A 16,180-nucleotide genomic window follows, 5' to 3' on the forward strand; every position below is an offset into this window, starting at 1 on the left:
GATGCACCTCCTGATTGATCAGCTATCCAGTGCCGCGGCCGGGCCGAAGAACTCATGGTGGCTCTGCTCGGGCGGCACGCCCAGTTCCTGCAGGTGGCGCTTGACCTGGGCCATAAAGGCTTTCGGGCCGAGGAAGTAGGCGTCCAGGTCGCGCTCGGCGGGCAGCCACTGCGCCAGCAGTTCGCGGCTGAGGAACCCCTCGGCATCGGCCTGATCGCCCGGGCGTGGCTCGCTGTAGCAGACGTAGTGGCGGATCTGCGGATGCGCGGCGGCGCGGGCCTCGACCCAGTCGCGGAAGGCGTGCACCTCGGCGTGGCGGGCGCAGTGGATAAAGTGGATCGGCCGGCCGCTATGGCGCGCGGCGTCGAGCATGCTCAGCGCCGGGGTGATGCCGACGCCGGCGCTGATCAGCGCCAGCGGCTTGGCCGAGTCGCGCAGGACGAACTCGCCGGCCGGCGGGAACAGCTCCAGCTGGTCGCCGACCTGGACCTTGTCGTGCAGGTGGTTGGACACCCGGCCGCCGGCCTCGCGCTTGACGCTGATGCGGTACTCGCGGCCGTTGGCCGGCGCCGACAGCGAGTAGTTGCGCCGCACTTCCTCGCCGTCCAGCAGCAGGCGCAGGCCGATGTACTGGCCGGGCTGGAAGTCGAGCAGGGCGCCGCCGTCGGCCGGCACCAGGTAGAACGAGGTGATCTCGGTGCTCTCGGCCACCTTGCGCGCCACGCGGAAGGCGCGAGCGCCACGCCAGCCGCCGGGGGCGGCGGCATTGCGTGCGTACTGGCTCTCCTCGGCGCCGATGAGGATATCGGCCAGTTGTCGGTAGGCGATGGCCCAGGCCTCGATCACTTCATCGGTGGCGATCTCGGCGCCGAGCACCTCGCCAATCGCGCGCAGCAGGCAGCCGCCGACTATGGGGTAGTGCTCGGGGAGGATCTGCAGCGACACGTGCTTGTTGACGATCTGCGCCACCAGCGGGCCGAGTGCCTCGAGACGGTCGATATGCTTGGCGTACATCAGCACGCCGTTTGCCAGGGCGCGCGGCTGGTCGCCGCTGGCCTGGTGCGCCTGGTTGAACAGCGGGCGCACCTCGGGAAACTCGCTCAGCATCATCCGGTAGAAGTGAGTGGTCAGCGCCTCGCCGCCGCTTTCCAGGAGCGGCACGGTGGCTTTGATCAGATCGCGTTGGGCGTTGGACAGCATGGGTAACTCCTGCAAGGCATGAAAAGGCGCCGGCCCGGCTCGTCTGGCCGCATCTGGCGTGCTAGCGTTAGCGCTGTATGCCTCTCATGAATTGTGCCATTTAATTTATTCTTTAAATTCAATGACTTATTTTTATTGTTGTGAAAATGACTCGTGGTCAATACGAGTCATAAAGACTTTAGGTTGTCGAAATGACCGCTAACCCGCTGCTGCAGACGCTGATCCCGCTGGTTGCCGACCTGTCCCGCGAGCTGGACGACGGCGAGCGCTACCGCCGCCTGCTGGCCGCCCTGCGCCAGCTGTTCCCCTGCGATGCGGTGGCGCTGCTCAAGCTCGAGGGCGAGCAACTGGTGCCGCTGGCGGTGGAGGGCCTGAGCGCCGACACCCTGGGGCGGCGCTTCAAGGTCAGCGAGCATCCGCGCCTGGCAGCGCTGATCGAGCACCGCGGGCCGACCCGTTTCGCCGCCGATTGCGGCCTGCCCGACCCCTACGACGGCCTGGTCGAGGGGCTGCACGGCCATCTGGAGGTGCACGACTGCCTGGGCTGCCCGCTGTACCTGGACGATCAGCTGTGGGGCCTGCTGACCCTGGATGCGCTGGACCCGGCCAGCTTCAGCCGCGCCGACCTGGACAACCTGGACGCCTTCGCCAGCCTGGCGGCGGCCACGGTCAAGGCCAGCGAACGGATCAGCGGCCTGGCCCGGCGGGTGGAGACCGAGCGCCAGCTCACCGAGCTGTACAAGCAGGCCCGCCAGCAGCCGCGCGAGCTGATCGGCCAGAGCGCCGCGCTGCGCAAGCTGCAGGGCGAGATCCGTCTGGTCGGCGACAGCCCGCTGACCGTGCTGATCACCGGCGAAACCGGGGTCGGCAAGGAGCTGGTGGCCGAAGCCATCCACGGCGCCTCGCCGCGCGCGCAGCGGCCGCTGGTCAGCCTCAACTGCGCGGCGTTGCCCGAGGCGCTGGTGGAGAGCGAGCTGTTCGGCCACGTGCGCGGCGCCTTCTCCGGCGCGCTCAGCGAGCGCAGCGGCAAGTTCGAGCTGGCCGACGGCGGCAGCCTGTTTCTCGACGAGGTGGGCGAGCTGCCGCTGGCGGTGCAGGCCAAGCTGCTGCGCGTGCTGCAGAGCGGCCAGCTGCAGCGGCTCGGCTCGGACCGCGAGCACCGCGTCGACGTGCGGGTAATCGCCGCCACCAACCGCGACCTGGCGGCCGAGGTGCGCGCCGGGCGCTTTCGCGCCGACCTCTATCACCGCCTCAGCGTCTACCCGCTGCCGGTGCCGCCGCTGCGCGAGCGTGGCCGCGACGTGCTGCTGCTGGCCGGCTACTTCCTCGAAGACAACCGCGCGCGCCTGGGCCTGCGCAGCCTGCGCCTGAGTAGCGAGGCGCAGAAGGCGCTGCTGGCGCACGACTGGCCGGGCAACGTGCGCGAGCTGGAGCACCTGATCGGCCGCGCGGCGCTCAAGGCGCTGGCGCGCCACGGCGAACGGCCGCGGATTCTCAGCCTGGAGCTGCAGGACCTGGACCTGCCCGCGAGCGTGGCGGCCGCAGAGGCGCCGGGCGAGAGTGCGCCCGGCGCGCTGCCGGCGGGGCAGGACCTGCGCAGCGCGCTGGATGCCTACCAGCGCCGGCTGATCGAGCAATGCCTGGCGCGCCACCAGGGCAAGTGGGCCGATGCCGCGCGCGAACTGGGGATCGATCGGGCCAATCTGAGTCGGTTGGCGAAACGCCTCGGGTTGCGCTGAGCGCAGGGGTTGACGATTTGTACATTAAAGTCCAGAGTGGACTTTAATGTATAAGCGAGAGCGACCCATGCAGTCCTCCCCATTTCCCTCCGCGCGCCGCGTGCCCCTCGATTCGTCGTGGGCCGGCGCGCCTTGCTTCTGCCCCTTCGCCTTCCCACCGGGTTCCGTCGCCTTGTCGCGCGCGGCGGGCTCGTTCATTCCGCAGCAGGAGACACGTCCATGAAGAAACTCGCCTGGCTGGGCGCCATCGCCCTGAGCCTGATGGCTTCCAGCCCGTTCGCCGCCGAAAAGCCACTGCGTCTGGGTATCGAGGCGGCCTACCCGCCGTTCGCTTACAAGGAGGCCAGCGGCGAGATCGCCGGCTTCGACGTGGACATCGGCAATGCCCTGTGCGCCGAGATGAAGGTGCAGTGCCAGTGGGTCGAGCAGGAGTTCGACGGCCTGATCCCCTCGCTCAAGGTGAAGAAGGTCGACGCCATCCTCTCGTCCATGACCATCACCGACGAGCGGCGCAAGTCGGTGGACTTCACCGGCAAGTACTACTACAGCCCGGCGCGCCTGGTGATGAAGGAAGGCAGCACGGTCGACGCCGACTTCGCCAACCTCAAGGGCAAGCGCATCGGCGTGCAGCGCGCCACCACCACCGACCGCTTCGCCAGCGAGGTGATGGCCGCCCAGGGCGTGCAGGTGGTGCGCTACAGCTCGCAGAACGAAATCTACCTGGACCTGATCTCCGGGCGCCTGGACGGCACCCTGGCCGACGCCATTCCGGTGGAGGAGGGCTTCCTCAAGACCGACAACGGCAAGGGCTTCGCCTTCGTCGGGCCGTCCTTCACCGACCCGGCCTACTTCGGCGAGGGCGCCGGCATCGCCGTGCGCAAGGGCGACAGCGAGCTGCTCGGCAAGCTCAACGCCGCCATCGCCGCGATCCGCGCCAACGGCAAGTATCAGCAGATCCAGCAGCGCTACTTCAGCTTCGACATCTACGGCGACTGAACGAGGCGCACCGCGCCGGGCCCCCGCCCGGTGCGCCCGGCGCAACCCGTATTGCAATCGGGCTACAGCTGGAACACCAGCGCCTTCAGGCCGCTCTCGGCCGAGATGTCGGGAAACTCCGGCGGGTTGTCCAGGCGCCGCACAAAACGCAGCTGCGGCGCCTCCTCGGCCATGCCGTCGATGAGAAAGTCCGGGCCGATATCCGGGTCGTTGACGCAGGCCAGCACGGTGCCGCGCTCGCTGAGCAGTTCGGGCAGGCGGCGAAGGATCTTGCGGTAGTCCTGGGTCAGGGCGAAGCTGCCTTTCTGGAAGCTCGGCGGGTCGCTGATCACCAGGTCATAGGGCCCGCTCTTGCGCACCTTGCCCCAGGACTTGAACAGCTCGTGGCCGAGAAACTCCACCCGGGCGAGGTCATGCTCGTTCAGGCGATGGTTGTCGCGCCCGCGCGACAGCGCCGCGCGCGCCATGTCCAGGTTGACCACCCGCTCGGCGTCGCCGGCGATGGCCGCCACCGAGAAGCCGCAGGTGTAGGCGAACAGGTTGAGCACGCGCTTGCCGGCGGCCTGCTCACGCACCCACTGGCGGCCCAGGCGCATGTCGAGAAACAGCCCGCTGTTCTGCTTGCTGCCCAGATCCAGCAGGTAGCGCAGGCCGTCTTCGAGAATCGGCCATTGCGCCTGGGGCTCGCCGGCCAGCCATTCGCTCTCGCTACCCTGCACGTAGCGGTGCTGCAGCAGCAGGCCGCGGGCGCCGCTGGCGTGCCACTGCGGCGTCTGCAGCAGCTCGATCAGTAGCGGCTTTAACGCCGGCGAAGGCTCGCGAAACAGCATCACCAGAACGAGGCCGGACAGCCAGTCGACGGTGATCTGCTCCAGCCCCGGCCAGCAGCGGCCGCGACCGTGGAACAGGCGGCGGGTTTCGGCGCCCGGATGGTGCGCCAGCGCATTCAACAAATGCTCGCGCAGGGTGGCGAGGGCGGCCTCAGTCATCGCGGGTCAGCACTTCCAGCAGCTCGATCTCGAAGATCAGGTTGGCGTTAGGCGGTATCGAACCCATGGTGCGCTCGCCATAGCCCAGGTGCGCGGGCACCAGCAGCTTGCGCTTGCCGCCCACCTGCATGCCCATCAGGCCCTGGTCCCAGCCCTTGATCACCCGGCCGCTGCCGATCACGCACTGGAAGGGCTTGCCGCGCGAGTAGGAGGAGTCGAACTCGCTGCCGTCCTCCAGCCAGCCGCGGTACTGGGTGGTGATCAGGGCGCCCTTGACCACGGCCTTGCCGTCGCCCGGTTGCAGGTCTTCGATGATCAGCTCAAGGCTCATGTCGGTTTTCCACTCTGGTGTCGGTTGTGGCTGGCCTGGACGACGCGCTGCGCGGGCACGCGCAACTGGGCCAGCAGGTAGTCGGCGAAGGCCGGTTCATAGGGCTGCAGGGCGATGGCGCCGGCCATGCAGTCCAGCCAGCTCTCGGCGAGGGCCGCGTCGATCGGCCATTGGGCATGGAAGCTGGGGATGCTGATGCTGCCGTATTTCTCGGCGAACAGCCGCGGGCCGCCCAGCCAGCCGCTGAGGAAACGGGCCAGCTTGTCGCGCGAGGCGCTCAGGTCGGCCGGGTGCAGGGCACGCAGGGCGGCGGCTTCGGCGCGCTCGTCCATCAGCCGGTAGAAGTCGTCGACCAGGCGGCGCAGGCCGTCGCTGCCGCCGGCCGCCTGGTAGGAGGCGTCGCCCGTGCCGTAGGGAGGATGGCTGCTCATCGAAGCGCTCCGCGGAAAAGGCGCCATTGTAACCGCTGGCGTAGAATGGCCGGCCAGTTTGGTTCGAGGTGATGGGCAGCGGCAGAGGCTGTTTCTCGCCTCTCCCGTAAGCGGGAGAGGGGTAGGCCGTGCTTGCCTGAAACGATGATGACGCAACCCCAGCAAGGCTTCGTGCTCAGCCGCCATTGGCGCGACACGCCGGAAGGCACCGAAGTGGCCTTCTGGCTGGCCACCGATGGCGGCCCGCGCCAGGTGCGCCTGCCGCGGCAGGAGTCGGTGGCCTTTATCCCGGCCGAGCAGCGCGCCTGGGCCGAGCCGCTGCTGCGCGATGAAAAGGGCGTCGAGCTGCGCGAGCTGGCCCTGCGCGACTTCAAGCGCCGCCCGGTACTGGGCCTGTACTGCCGCCAGTACCGCCAGTTGCTGCAGCTGGAGAAGAAGCTGCGCCAGGTCGGCGTGGACGTCTACGAGGCCGATATCCGCCCACCGGAGCGCTACCTGATGGAGCGCTTTATCACCGCCTCCGTCAGCTTTCAGGGCACTGCCCAGGAAGACGGCAGCCTGCTGTGCACGTCGCTCAAGCCCGCCGCCGATTACCGCCCGACGCTGCGCCTGGTGTCGCTGGATATCGAGACCAGCGCCCGCGGCGAGCTGTATTCCATCGCTCTGGAGGGCTGCGGCCAGCGCCAGGTGTATATGCTCGGGCCGGCCAATGGCGATGCCGGCGGCGTGGATTTCGAGCTGGAGTACTGCGACAGCCGCAAGGCCTTGCTCGAACGGCTGAATGACTGGCTGGCGCGCTTCGATCCCGACGCCATCATCGGCTGGAACCTGGTGCAGTTCGACCTGCGCGTGCTGCGCGAGCACGCCGAGCAGCTCAAGGTGCCGCTGCGCCTGGGCCGCGGTGGCGACGTGATGGGCTGGCGCCAGCACAACAGCAGCCAGCACTACTTCGCCGAGGCCGCCGGGCGGCTGATCATCGACGGCATCGAGGCGCTGCGCTCGGCGACCTGGAGCTTCCCCTCGTTCAGTCTGGAGTCGGTGGCGCAGACCCTGCTCGGCGAAGGCAAGGCCATCGACACCCCCTACGCGCGGATGGACGAGATCCAGCGCATGTTCGACGAGGACAAGCCGGCGCTGGCGCACTACAACCTCAAGGACTGCGAGCTGGTCACGCGCATCTTCGCCCACACCGACCTGCTCGCCTTCCTCCTCGAGCGCTCCAGCGTCACCGGCCTGGCCGCCGACCGCAGCGGCGGTTCGGTGGCGGCCTTCACTCACCTGTACCTGCCGCCGATGCACCGCCTGGGCTTCGTCGCGCCGAACCTCGGCGACATTCGCGGCGAGAACAGCCCTGGCGGTTTCGTCATGGATTCGCGCCCCGGTCTGTACGACTCGGTGCTGGTGCTGGATTACAAGAGCCTGTATCCCTCGATCATCCGCAGCTTCCTGATCGACCCGCTGGGCCTGGTCGAAGGGTTGCAGCAGCCGGACGACGCGCATTCGGTGGAAGGTTTTCGCGGCGCGCGCTTCTCGCGCACCCGGCACTGCCTGCCGGCCATAGTCGAGCGGGTCTGGCAGGGGCGCGAGGCGGCCAAGCGCGACGGCAACGCTGCCTTGTCGCAGGCGCTGAAGATCATCATGAACGCCTTCTACGGGGTGCTCGGCTCCAGTGGCTGCCGCTTCTTCGACCCGCGCCTGGCTTCGTCCATCACCCTGCGTGGGCACCAGATCATGAAGCGCACCCGCGAGCTGATCGAAGCCGAGGGCCATGCGGTGATCTACGGCGACACCGATTCGACCTTCGTCTGGCTCGGCCGCGCCCACGATGAGGCCGAGGCGGCGCAGATCGGCCGCGCCCTGGTATCAAGGGTCAATGCCTGGTGGCGCGAACATCTGCAGCAGGAGCATGGTCTGGTCAGCGCCCTGGAACTGCAATTCGAGACCCATTACCGGCGCTTTCTGATGCCCACTATTCGCGGCACCGAGGAGGGCAGCAAGAAGCGCTACGCCGGCTTGGTGCGTGCGGCGGATGGCAGCGAGCGCATGGTGTTCAAGGGCCTGGAGACGGTGCGCAGCGACTGGTCGCCGCTGGCCCAGCGCTTCCAGCAGGAGCTGTACCGCCTGGTGTTCGCCGGCCAGCCCTATGAGGACTATGTGCGCGACTACGTCAAACGCACCCTGGCCGGCGAGCTGGACGAGCTGCTGGTCTATCGCAAACGCCTGCGTCGGCGCCTCGACGACTACCAGCGCAACGTGCCGCCGCACGTGCGCGCCGCGCGCAGCGCCGACGAGCACAACCAGCGCCTCGGCCGGCCGCTGCAGTACCAGCGCGGCGGCTGGATCGGCTACCTGATCACCACCGCCGGGCCGCAGCCGCTGGAGTGCCTGCTGTCGCCCATCGACTACGAGCACTACCTCAGTCGCCAGCTGAAACCGGTGGCCGATGCCATCCTGCCCTTCGTCGGCGGCGATTTCGAGCGCCTGGTGGACGGCCAGCTGGGGTTGTTCTGAAGCCATCGCCAAGGTTGAGTGCGACAGCGAACCCCGCAGGAGCCCGCTTGCGGGCGATCCTGGCGCCGTAGCGGGCTCCTCAAGGTGGCTGCGGTCCCTTGGGGCGGCGGCAAACGGGAAACACTTTGCAAACTCTGCGCGGTTGAGCGGCGTTTGCCGCCTGAGTATCTTTGCGCCGTGATGCCGGGCCCCTCTGGCGGTTAACACCGCGATGTCGGAATCACAGTCTGTTCAATCTGACTGTAGGAGGGGCTCCATGACTGCCCTAGAACCGTTTCTCTTCGCCGAGTTCCTCGGCACCGCCACCTGGTTGTGGCTGGTCTTCATCGCCGTCGTCATCTCCCTGCTGGCCTTCGACTTGGGCGTGTTGCATCGCGACAACCGCGAAATCGGCGTGCGCGAGAGCCTGCTGCTGTCCGCTGGCTACATCACCGCGGGTCTGCTGTTCGGCGTCTGGGTGTTCTTCCAGAAAGGCGGCGACGCCAGCATGGATTACCTCACCGGCTTTCTGATCGAAAAATCGCTGTCGATGGACAACGTGTTCCTCATGGCGATGATCTTCAGCTTCCTGGCGATCCCGCGGCAGTACCAGCACAAGGTGCTGTTCTGGGGGATCATGGGCGTGCTGGTGCTGCGTGCCATCATGATCGGCCTGGGCGCCGCGCTGATCCACGAGTTCGCCTGGATCCTCTACGTGTTCGGCGCCTTCCTGTTCTTCACCGGGGTGAAGATGCTGTTCGCCAAGCTCGACGATGCGCCCGATCTGGAAAACAACCTGCTGGTGAAGTTCCTGCGCAAGCACCTGCGCGTGACCGATGAGCTGCATGGCGAGCGCTTCTTCGTGCGTCAGGACGACGGCAACGGCCGCAGCGTGCTGTGGGTGACCCCGCTGTTCCTGGCGCTGATTCTGATCGAGTGCGCCGACCTGATGTTCGCCATCGACAGCGTGCCGGCGATCTTCGCCATCACCCAGGATCCGTTCATCGTCTACACCTCGAACATCTTCGCCATCCTCGGTCTGCGTGCCCTGTATTTCGCCCTGGCGGCGCTGATCCACCGCTTCGCCTACCTCAAGTACGCGCTGGCCCTGGTGCTGGTGTTCATCGGCGCGAAGATCTTCCTGGTCGGTATCATCGGCAAGATTCCGGCGGCGGTGTCGCTGAGCGTGACCCTCGGCCTGCTGATCGGTGGCGTGCTGCTGTCGCTGTACAAGACCCGTGGCCAGCCGCCGGCGAGCGCGCCGAAATCGCTCGCGGACTGAGCGCCCCATCACCCATCGACCGACGCGCAGGCGTCACCCAAGAGGACGTTGTATGCATAGCCCGTTACGCAGCCTTTCCCTTTCCGCGCTCGGCCTGGCGCTGGTCGTGTTGGCCGGATGCGAGGCGGCCGAGCAGTCCGCCCAGAAGCTCGTCGAGGAAACCGAGAAGCAGGCCCAGGCCCTGCTCGACGACGCCGTCGGCGAGGCGGTGGAGCAGCTGAACAAGCAGGTCGACAGGCTGCAGGAGTCGGCCAACCAGGCGCTCGGCAAGCCTGCGCAGGAAGAGCCGGCCGAGCAGCCCGAGGCCGAGCCGGATGCCGCGGGCGAAGGCTTCGAGCCAGGCGTGGAAACCTGAGCTCAGCGCGCGCCGTCGGTCGTCCAGGCAGCCGCGTGCAGCGCCTGCTGGAGGAAGTCGCACAGCGCCTGGATCTTGACCGAGGCGCGGTGCGAACGCGGGTAGAGGGCGTGGATCTCATCGGCCGTGGGCCGCGCCTCGGGCAGTACCTGCAGCAGGCGGCCGGCCTGCAGGTCGGGCTGGACGATAAAGCGCGGCAGCACCGCCAGGCCCAGTCCGGCCAGCGCCGCATCGCGCATGGCCTCACCGTTGTTGCTGGTGAAGCGCCCGCCGGGCGCCAGGGTCAGCGGGCGCTGGGGCGCGGCAGGGTCGTCGAACGACCAGAGCTGTTCGGCGCTCAGGTTGCAGTAACCGATGCAGGGGTGTTCGAGCAGCTGCTCGAGGCGCTCGGGGGCGCCGTGGGCGCGGATATAGTCCGGGCTGCAGCACACCACCCGCGGGCTGCTGCCCAGGCGGCGGGCGATCAGCGCGCGGTCGTGCAGGCGCGAGATGCGCAGGCACAGGTCGTAGCCCTCGCGCTCGAAGTCGCTGACCCGGTCGTCCAGTTGCAGCGCCACTTCCAGTTGCGGATGCAGGCGCATGAAGCTCGTCAGTTGCGGCGCCAGCCACAGGGTGCCGAAGCTCATCGGCGCGAGGATGCGCAGGCTGCCGGCCAGGCTGCCGTCCTCGCTGGCGACGGCCTCAGCGGCGGCCCGCAGTTCTTCGAGCGCGGCCCTGGCCTGGCGGTAGAAGCGCTGGCCGCTGTCGGTCGGGGCGACCTTGCGCGTCGAGCGGAACAGCAGGCGGGCGCCGAGGTGGCGTTCCAGGTCGCTGAGGCGTTTGCTCACCACCGACTTGGCCACCCCCAGCTGCTGGGCGGCCAGGCTGACGCTGCCCAGTTCGGCGACGCGTAGAAAGGTCTCGATTTCCGCAATATCCAGTTTCATGGCGGTTCACGCGTTGAGCCGGTGTGCTGTTCAGCATAACGCCTCGCCGGGAGCTGGATTGTTCGGTTTGAGCGAAAAACCATTTCGTCGCGCGGCGGGAGGTCGAGGCCACCGAGTCGGGCTAGGCTTTGGGTTCACGCCCGCAACCGGGCTCCCTCACCGCCACAGGAGACTGCGCCATGTCTTTCACCTATAACCGCCTGAACAAGGACGATGCCGTCGTGCTGCTGGTCGACCACCAGGCCGGCCTGCTCTCGCTGGTGCGCGACTACACGCCGGACGAGTTCAAGAACAACGTGCTGGCGCTGGCCGACATCGCCAAGTTCTTCAACCTGCCGACCATCCTCACCACCAGCTTCGAGAACGGCCCCAACGGGCCGATCGTGCCCGAGCTCAAGGCCATGTTCCCCGATGCGCCCTATATCGCCCGGCCGGGGCAGATCAACGCCTGGGACAACGCCGATTTCGTCAAGGCCATCGAGGCCACCGGGCGCAAGCAGCTGATCATCGCCGGGGTGGTCACCGACGTCTGCGTGGCCTTCCCGACCCTGTCGGCGCTGCAGGCCGGCTATGAGGTGTTCGTCGTCACCGACGCCTCGGGCACCTTCAACACCAGCGTGCGCGACGCCGCGCTGATGCGCATGGCCCACGCCGGGGCGCAGATGCTCAACTGGTTCAGCGTCGGTTGCGAACTGCACCGCGACTGGCGCAACGACATCGAAGGCTTCGGCGGCATCCTCGGCGGCCACTTGCCGGCCTACGCCAACCTGATCCAGAGCTACAGCCAGAAGTGACGCGGCGAGCCCGCCGGCGCTTGCCGGCGGGCTGGCTCTCAGCTTTCGCCCTTGATTTCCTTGAGGTGCTTGTACACCGTCGCCCGGCCCATGTTCAGCACGTTGGCCACGTAGTTGGCGGCGCTCTTGCCCTTGAACGCGCCTTCGGCGTGCAGCGCCTCGACCAGTTCGCGCTTGTGCTCGCGGGTCAGCAGGTTGAGGCCTAGCTGGCGCTGGCGCAGCCAGGCGTGGAGGAAGGTGTTGATGCGCTCCTGCCAGTCGTCGCGAAACAGCGCGTCGGGCTGGGGGATCAGCTTGTTCGCCGAGAGGAACAGGTCGAGTGCCTGACGGGCGCTCTCGAACAGCGAGATATTGAGGTTGATGCACAGCACCGCGACCGGCTTGCCGCCGGCGTCGCGCAGCACGCTGCTGACCGAGCGGATCTTCTGCCCGTCCCAGTTGAGCTTCTCGTAGGGGCCGATGCTGCGTGCGTCGCCGGCGTCGTCGAGCATGTCCTCCAGGGCGGCGTCATCGCCCACCGCGCGCTTGGAGATGTTGTTGGCGATATGGTCGATCTTCTGCGTGCGCAGGTCGTGCAGCACCACCTCGGCGTGGGGGAAGAACAGGGTGGCGATGGCGTCGGCGATGGCGCGGTAGTTGTCGAGATCGGCGGCGGGGCGGGGCGTCATGCGGTGGGCTCCTGGGTCGGCGCGACGAGTGTGCCGCAAAGCGCCGGGGGCGTCATCAAGGCGCCCCCGGACTGCATCTGGGCTACTGGCGCAGCCGCGCCGGGCTGAGCATGGCTTCGTCGAGGCCGAAGCGGGACAGCGCCTCGGGCAACGGCTGGCGGCGGATCAGCGCGGCGCTGGCCTGGCCCATCGCCGCGCTGGTCTGGATGCCGTAGCCGCCCTGGGCGGCGACCCAGAAGAAGCCCTCGGCCTGGCCGTCGTAGCCGGCCACCAGGTCGCCGTCGGCGACGAAGCTGCGCAGCCCGGCCCAGGTGTGCGCCGGGCGGCGGATGCTCAGGCTGGTGTGCTCCTCGATCTGGTAGATGCCCATGGCGATGTCCAGCTCCTCCGGCTGCACGTCGTGCGGCGCCACCGGGTCGGCGTTGGCCGGCGAGCCGAGCAGCTGGCCGGCGTCGGGCTTGAAGTAGAAGGCTTCGTGCAGGTCCACCACGCAGGGCCAGGCGTGACAGTCGACGCCCTCCGGGCCGTGGAAGGTGAAGGCGGCGCGGCGCTTGGGCACCAGGCCGATGGGGGCGACCCCGGCCAGCCGGGCGAGCTCGTCGCACCAGGCGCCGGCGGCGTTGACCAGCACTGGCGCGCGGTACTGCTCGGCGCCGCAGTCGACCAGCCAGGCGTCGCCGTCGCGGGCGATGGCCTGCACCTCGCGATCGTTGTGGATTTCCCCGCCCTGCTGGCGAATGCCGCGCAGGTAGCCCTGGTGCAGGGCATCGGTGTCGATGTCGGCGGCGCTGGGGTCGAACAGGGCGCCCTGGACCTTGTCGCGGCGCAGCACCGGCACCAGCGCGCAGGCCTGGTCGGCATCGAGTAGACGGGCCTCGGGCACCTGGGCGCGGGCTTCGTCGAACTGGCGCTGCAGCTCGGCGGCATCGCCGCTGAAGTCCACCACAAGTTCGCCGCGCGGGCTGAGCAGCGGGTGCTCGGCGAAGCCGGGCGGCGGCGCGTCGTAGAAGGCGCGGCTGGCGGCGGTCAGCGCGCGCACCTGCGGCGTGCCGTAGGCCACGGTGTACAGCGCCGCCGAACGGCCGGTGCTGTGGTAGCCGGGCTGGCTCTCGCGTTCGAGGACGATGGTCTTGCCCTGGCCGGCGAGGAAGTAGCCGGTGGAGGCGCCGGCGATACCGGCGCCAACGATCAGGTAGTCGGCGTGTTGCATGCTCAGCCCTCCGCGGCCTGCTTGAGTTGGTGGAGCGCCTGGGCCAGGGCGACGTCTTCCAGACCCAGGCCGATGGAGCGGAAGAATGCCGGACGGCGGTAGTCGGGCAGGGGCGCCGAGCCGTCGAGCAGCTCGGCCAGGTCGCCGCGGATCAGCGCGCGGTCCCACAGGTGCTGCTCGCTGGCCAGGCGCATCTCGCCGGCGCTGGCCGGGGTGGTGGCGCGGTAGTCGCAGTAGACGTCCATCTGCGCCAGGCTGGCCGGAGGCACCTCGTGGGCGCGCGGCGCGTTGGTGCTGATCGAGGTGATCAGCGCGGGCTGCTCGAGCGTGGCGGGGTCGAGCACCGGGCCGGCCGAGGAGGTGCACAGCATGATCACCTCGGCATCGGCGCAGGCCTCGGCCTGGCTGGCGCACAGCTGCAGGCGCGGGTCGAGCTGCAGCAGCTCCTGCTGCGCGGTGGCGGGTTTGCCGGCCAGGCTCGGCGAGTACAGGCGAATGCTCTGCCAGTCGCGCAGGCCCTGCGCGTAACGCACATGGGCGCGCGCCACCGGGCCGCTGCCGATCACCGCCAGGCGGTTGGCCGCGGCCGGCGCCAGGGCGTCCACCGCCACGGCGGTGGTGGCCGCGGTGCGGGCGGTGGTGAGTTCGCCGGCATCGCACAGCAGCAGCGGCTGGCCGTCGTCCATCGACATCAGCAGGGTCCAGGCGGTGACGATGGCGCCGCGCTCGCCGGGGATATAGGGCGAGGTCTTGACCCCGTAGACGCGCTGCTCGGCGAGCACGCCGAGGTAGTTGATGAAGTCGCCGCCGCCGGGAAACTCCACCAGCTGCTGCGCCGGCTGCACCGCCTGGCCGCGCGCCAGGCTGCGGAACAGTTCGCGCATGGCCTGCACGACATCGACGCGGGCGAGGAGTTGGGCGGCTTCGGCCCGATGGATCAGATAGGGCGGGGTGCTGGGCATGGCGGCGGTATCCGGAATGAACTTATTTGTCCATTCTGGACTTATTGGTATCTGCTCGACAAGGGGCATGGCCGCCGGCTGTCCGAGGATGACGCATGGACGAAGCTGCTATCGGCACAGAAGCGATGGCGCCCGGGCGTATTTCGCGGATAGATCCGCTCCTGCAGGCTATGCAACGACCCGCGCTGACATCGCCAACAAAAAAGGCGAAGCCCTGGGGCTTCGCCTTCTGCTGCTGCGGCGGCGCGACTCAGTGGTGCTTGCGCGGCACCGGCTTGAGCAGTTCGTCCGGCGGCATCTCGCACTGGATCTTGCGCCCGATCAGCGCCTCGATCGGCGGCAGGGCGAAGGCGTCGTCCTCGCCGGCGAAGCTGATCGAGGTGCCGCTGCTGCCGGCGCGGCCGGTACGGCCGATGCGGTGCACGTAGTCGTCCGGGTCTTCCGGCAGGGTGAAGTTGATCACGTGGCTGATGGCGTCGACGTGGATGCCGCGGCCGGCCACGTCGGTGGCGACCATGACGCGGATCTTGCCCTCGCGGAAGCCCTCCAGGGCGCGGATGCGCTTGTGCTGCGGCACGTCGCCGGACATCTGCACGGCGCTGACGCCGTCGCGGGTCAGGCGTTCCTCGATGCGGCGCACCTCGTCCTTGCGGTTGGCGAAGACCATCACCCGCGTCCAGTCGTTCTGCGTGATCAGGTTGTACAGCAGCTTGTACTTGTCGCTGCTGGCCACGGCGTAGACGTGCTGCTCCACCGTGTCGCTGGCGACGTTCTCCGGCTCGATCTCGACGATGGCCGGGTTGACCGTCCACTGCTTGGCCAGGTTCATCACGTCTTCGGTGAAGGTGGCGGAGAACAGCAGGGTCTGGCGCTCGCCCTTCATCGGGGTCTGGCGGATGATCTGGCGCACCTGGGGGATGAAGCCCATGTCGAGCATGCGGTCGGCTTCGTCGAGCACCATCACCTCAACCATGTCCAGGTGCACCTCGCCGCGCTGGTTGAAGTCCAGCAGGCGGCCCGGGGTGGCCACCAGGATGTCGCAGAAGCGCGATTCGAGCTGCTTGAGCTGCTTGTCGAAGTCCATGCCACCGACGAACTGCATGACGTTGAGGCCGGTGTACTTGGTCAGCGCGGCGGCGTCCTTGGCGATCTGCACCACCAGCTCGCGGGTCGGCGCGATGATCAGCGCGCGCGGCTCGCCCATGTAGCGCTCTTTCGGCGGCGGCGTCTGCAGCAGCTGGGTGATGATCGAAATGAGGAAGGCGGCGGTCTTGCCGGTGCCGGTCTGGGCGCGGCCGATGGCGTCCTGGCCCTTGAGGGTGTAGCCCAGCACGCCGGCCTGGATCGGCGTGCAGTAGGGGAAGCCGAGGTCGTGGATGGCGTGCATCAGCTCGGGGGCCAGCTTGAAGTCGTGGAAGCGGGTCTTGCCTTCGACCGGCTCGACCACGAAGTCTTCCAGCTTCCAGGTGTCCACCGGCTTGGCCGGACGCTCGCGGCGCGGCTTGTCGGACTTGGCCGGACGGGCGGGGCGTTCCGCGTTGGTTGCCGCGCTGGCGGCAGCGGCCTCGGGCTGGCGCGCAGGCTTGGGCATGCGGCTGGGTTTTTCCTGACCGCCGGGCTGGGCCTGGGCGGGCGCTACGGGCGCGGTGGCCGGTTGGGGCAGTTCGCCTTCGGCTTTGCCGAACATTTTCTTGAGTGCTTTGAGCACGGGCTTCTCATCGATTGGTTAAGGAATGAACGGCCGCCAGTGTAATGCAAGACGCGGGCGCGGCGAAGTGCCTCGCTCGCCCCTGTCAAGGGGCGAACG

15 protein-coding genes are annotated in these 16,180 nt (G+C 68.3%); 6 read left to right on the top strand and 9 right to left on the bottom strand.

All coding sequences use genetic code 11. The annotated features are described in order from the left end of the window. Window positions 1-18: 18 nt before the first annotated feature. Window positions 19-1,200: an NO-inducible flavohemoprotein gene (hmpA, locus tag AC1G9C_RS05180; RefSeq protein WP_480409613.1), complete on the bottom strand. Its 1,182-nt coding sequence runs from the start codon at window positions 1,198-1,200 to the stop codon at window positions 19-21. A 191-nt stretch (window positions 1,201-1,391) separates the two neighbouring features. On the opposite strand from hmpA, the gene norR reads away from it, so the two are divergent. Both norR and AC1G9C_RS05190 read left to right on the top strand, forming a co-directional pair. Further along, window positions 1,392-2,939: a nitric oxide reductase transcriptional regulator NorR gene (gene norR / locus AC1G9C_RS05185; protein ID WP_480409614.1), complete on the top strand. Its 1,548-nt coding sequence runs from the start codon at window positions 1,392-1,394 to the stop codon at window positions 2,937-2,939. Between the two features lie 219 nt (window positions 2,940-3,158). Further along, window positions 3,159-3,935: an ABC transporter substrate-binding protein gene (locus AC1G9C_RS05190; RefSeq protein WP_397498597.1), complete on the top strand. Its 777-nt coding sequence runs from the start codon at window positions 3,159-3,161 to the stop codon at window positions 3,933-3,935. Between the two features lie 62 nt (window positions 3,936-3,997). Here the strand turns inward: AC1G9C_RS05190 and AC1G9C_RS05195 are convergent, their stop codons facing one another. The 3 genes from AC1G9C_RS05195 to AC1G9C_RS05205 are packed head-to-tail and all read right to left on the bottom strand — an operon-like array spanning window position 3,998 to window position 5,686. Beyond that, window positions 3,998-4,924, bottom strand: coding sequence for a class I SAM-dependent methyltransferase (locus AC1G9C_RS05195; protein ID WP_480409615.1), 927 nt, complete (start codon window positions 4,922-4,924; stop codon window positions 3,998-4,000). Next, window positions 4,917-5,255, bottom strand: a complete 339-nt coding sequence (locus tag AC1G9C_RS05200) for an FKBP-type peptidyl-prolyl cis-trans isomerase (RefSeq protein ID WP_021442462.1) — start codon at window positions 5,253-5,255, stop codon at window positions 4,917-4,919. Before AC1G9C_RS05200 ends, AC1G9C_RS05195 begins: the two co-directional genes overlap by 8 nt. Further along, window positions 5,252-5,686, bottom strand: a complete 435-nt coding sequence (locus tag AC1G9C_RS05205) for a group II truncated hemoglobin (protein WP_480409616.1) — start codon at window positions 5,684-5,686, stop codon at window positions 5,252-5,254. Before AC1G9C_RS05205 ends, AC1G9C_RS05200 begins: the two co-directional genes overlap by 4 nt. A gap of 147 nt (window positions 5,687-5,833) precedes the next feature. Between AC1G9C_RS05205 and AC1G9C_RS05210 the strand changes: the two genes are divergently transcribed. From AC1G9C_RS05210 to AC1G9C_RS05220, 3 genes are all read left to right on the top strand, one after another. Beyond that, on the top strand, window positions 5,834-8,197 hold the full coding sequence (locus AC1G9C_RS05210; protein ID WP_480409617.1) for a DNA polymerase II: 2,364 nt from the start codon (window positions 5,834-5,836) through the stop codon (window positions 8,195-8,197). Between the two features lie 256 nt (window positions 8,198-8,453). Next, on the top strand, window positions 8,454-9,458 hold the full coding sequence (locus AC1G9C_RS05215) for a TerC family protein (protein ID WP_397498593.1): 1,005 nt from the start codon (window positions 8,454-8,456) through the stop codon (window positions 9,456-9,458). Between the two features lie 52 nt (window positions 9,459-9,510). Then, complete coding sequence (locus AC1G9C_RS05220) at window positions 9,511-9,813, top strand: hypothetical protein (protein ID WP_480409618.1); 303 nt, start codon at window positions 9,511-9,513, stop codon at window positions 9,811-9,813. Between the two features lie 2 nt (window positions 9,814-9,815). On the opposite strand, the gene AC1G9C_RS05225 is transcribed toward AC1G9C_RS05220, so the two are convergent. Then, window positions 9,816-10,739 (bottom strand): LysR family transcriptional regulator, encoded by a 924-nt coding sequence (locus tag AC1G9C_RS05225; RefSeq protein WP_122108869.1) that lies wholly within the window; start codon window positions 10,737-10,739, stop codon window positions 9,816-9,818. A gap of 179 nt (window positions 10,740-10,918) precedes the next feature. Here AC1G9C_RS05225 and ycaC point away from each other — a divergent pair, with 179 nt between their 5' ends. Then, a complete protein-coding gene (gene ycaC / locus AC1G9C_RS05230; RefSeq protein ID WP_021442468.1) occupies window positions 10,919-11,533 on the top strand; it encodes an isochorismate family cysteine hydrolase YcaC in 615 nt (204 codons plus the stop codon). Between the two features lie 38 nt (window positions 11,534-11,571). Here ycaC and AC1G9C_RS05235 read toward each other — a convergent pair whose 3' ends face one another. The 4 genes from AC1G9C_RS05235 to rhlB all read right to left on the bottom strand — a co-directional run bounded on the left by AC1G9C_RS05235 (window position 11,572) and on the right by rhlB (window position 16,081). Continuing rightward, a complete protein-coding gene (locus AC1G9C_RS05235) occupies window positions 11,572-12,201 on the bottom strand; it encodes a helix-turn-helix transcriptional regulator (protein WP_021442469.1) in 630 nt (209 codons plus the stop codon). A gap of 82 nt (window positions 12,202-12,283) precedes the next feature. Then, window positions 12,284-13,411: an NAD(P)/FAD-dependent oxidoreductase gene (locus AC1G9C_RS05240; protein WP_480409619.1), complete on the bottom strand. Its 1,128-nt coding sequence runs from the start codon at window positions 13,409-13,411 to the stop codon at window positions 12,284-12,286. A 2-nt stretch (window positions 13,412-13,413) separates the two neighbouring features. After that, complete coding sequence (locus AC1G9C_RS05245) at window positions 13,414-14,373, bottom strand: ornithine cyclodeaminase family protein (protein ID WP_457787853.1); 960 nt, start codon at window positions 14,371-14,373, stop codon at window positions 13,414-13,416. Window positions 14,374-14,623: 250 nt separating this feature from the next. Beyond that, window positions 14,624-16,081 (bottom strand): ATP-dependent RNA helicase RhlB, encoded by a 1,458-nt coding sequence (gene rhlB, locus AC1G9C_RS05250; protein ID WP_480409620.1) that lies wholly within the window; start codon window positions 16,079-16,081, stop codon window positions 14,624-14,626. Window positions 16,082-16,180: the final 99 nt, after the last annotated feature.

The sequence above is a fragment of the Pseudomonas sp. ABa2 genome, assembly GCF_056676075.1.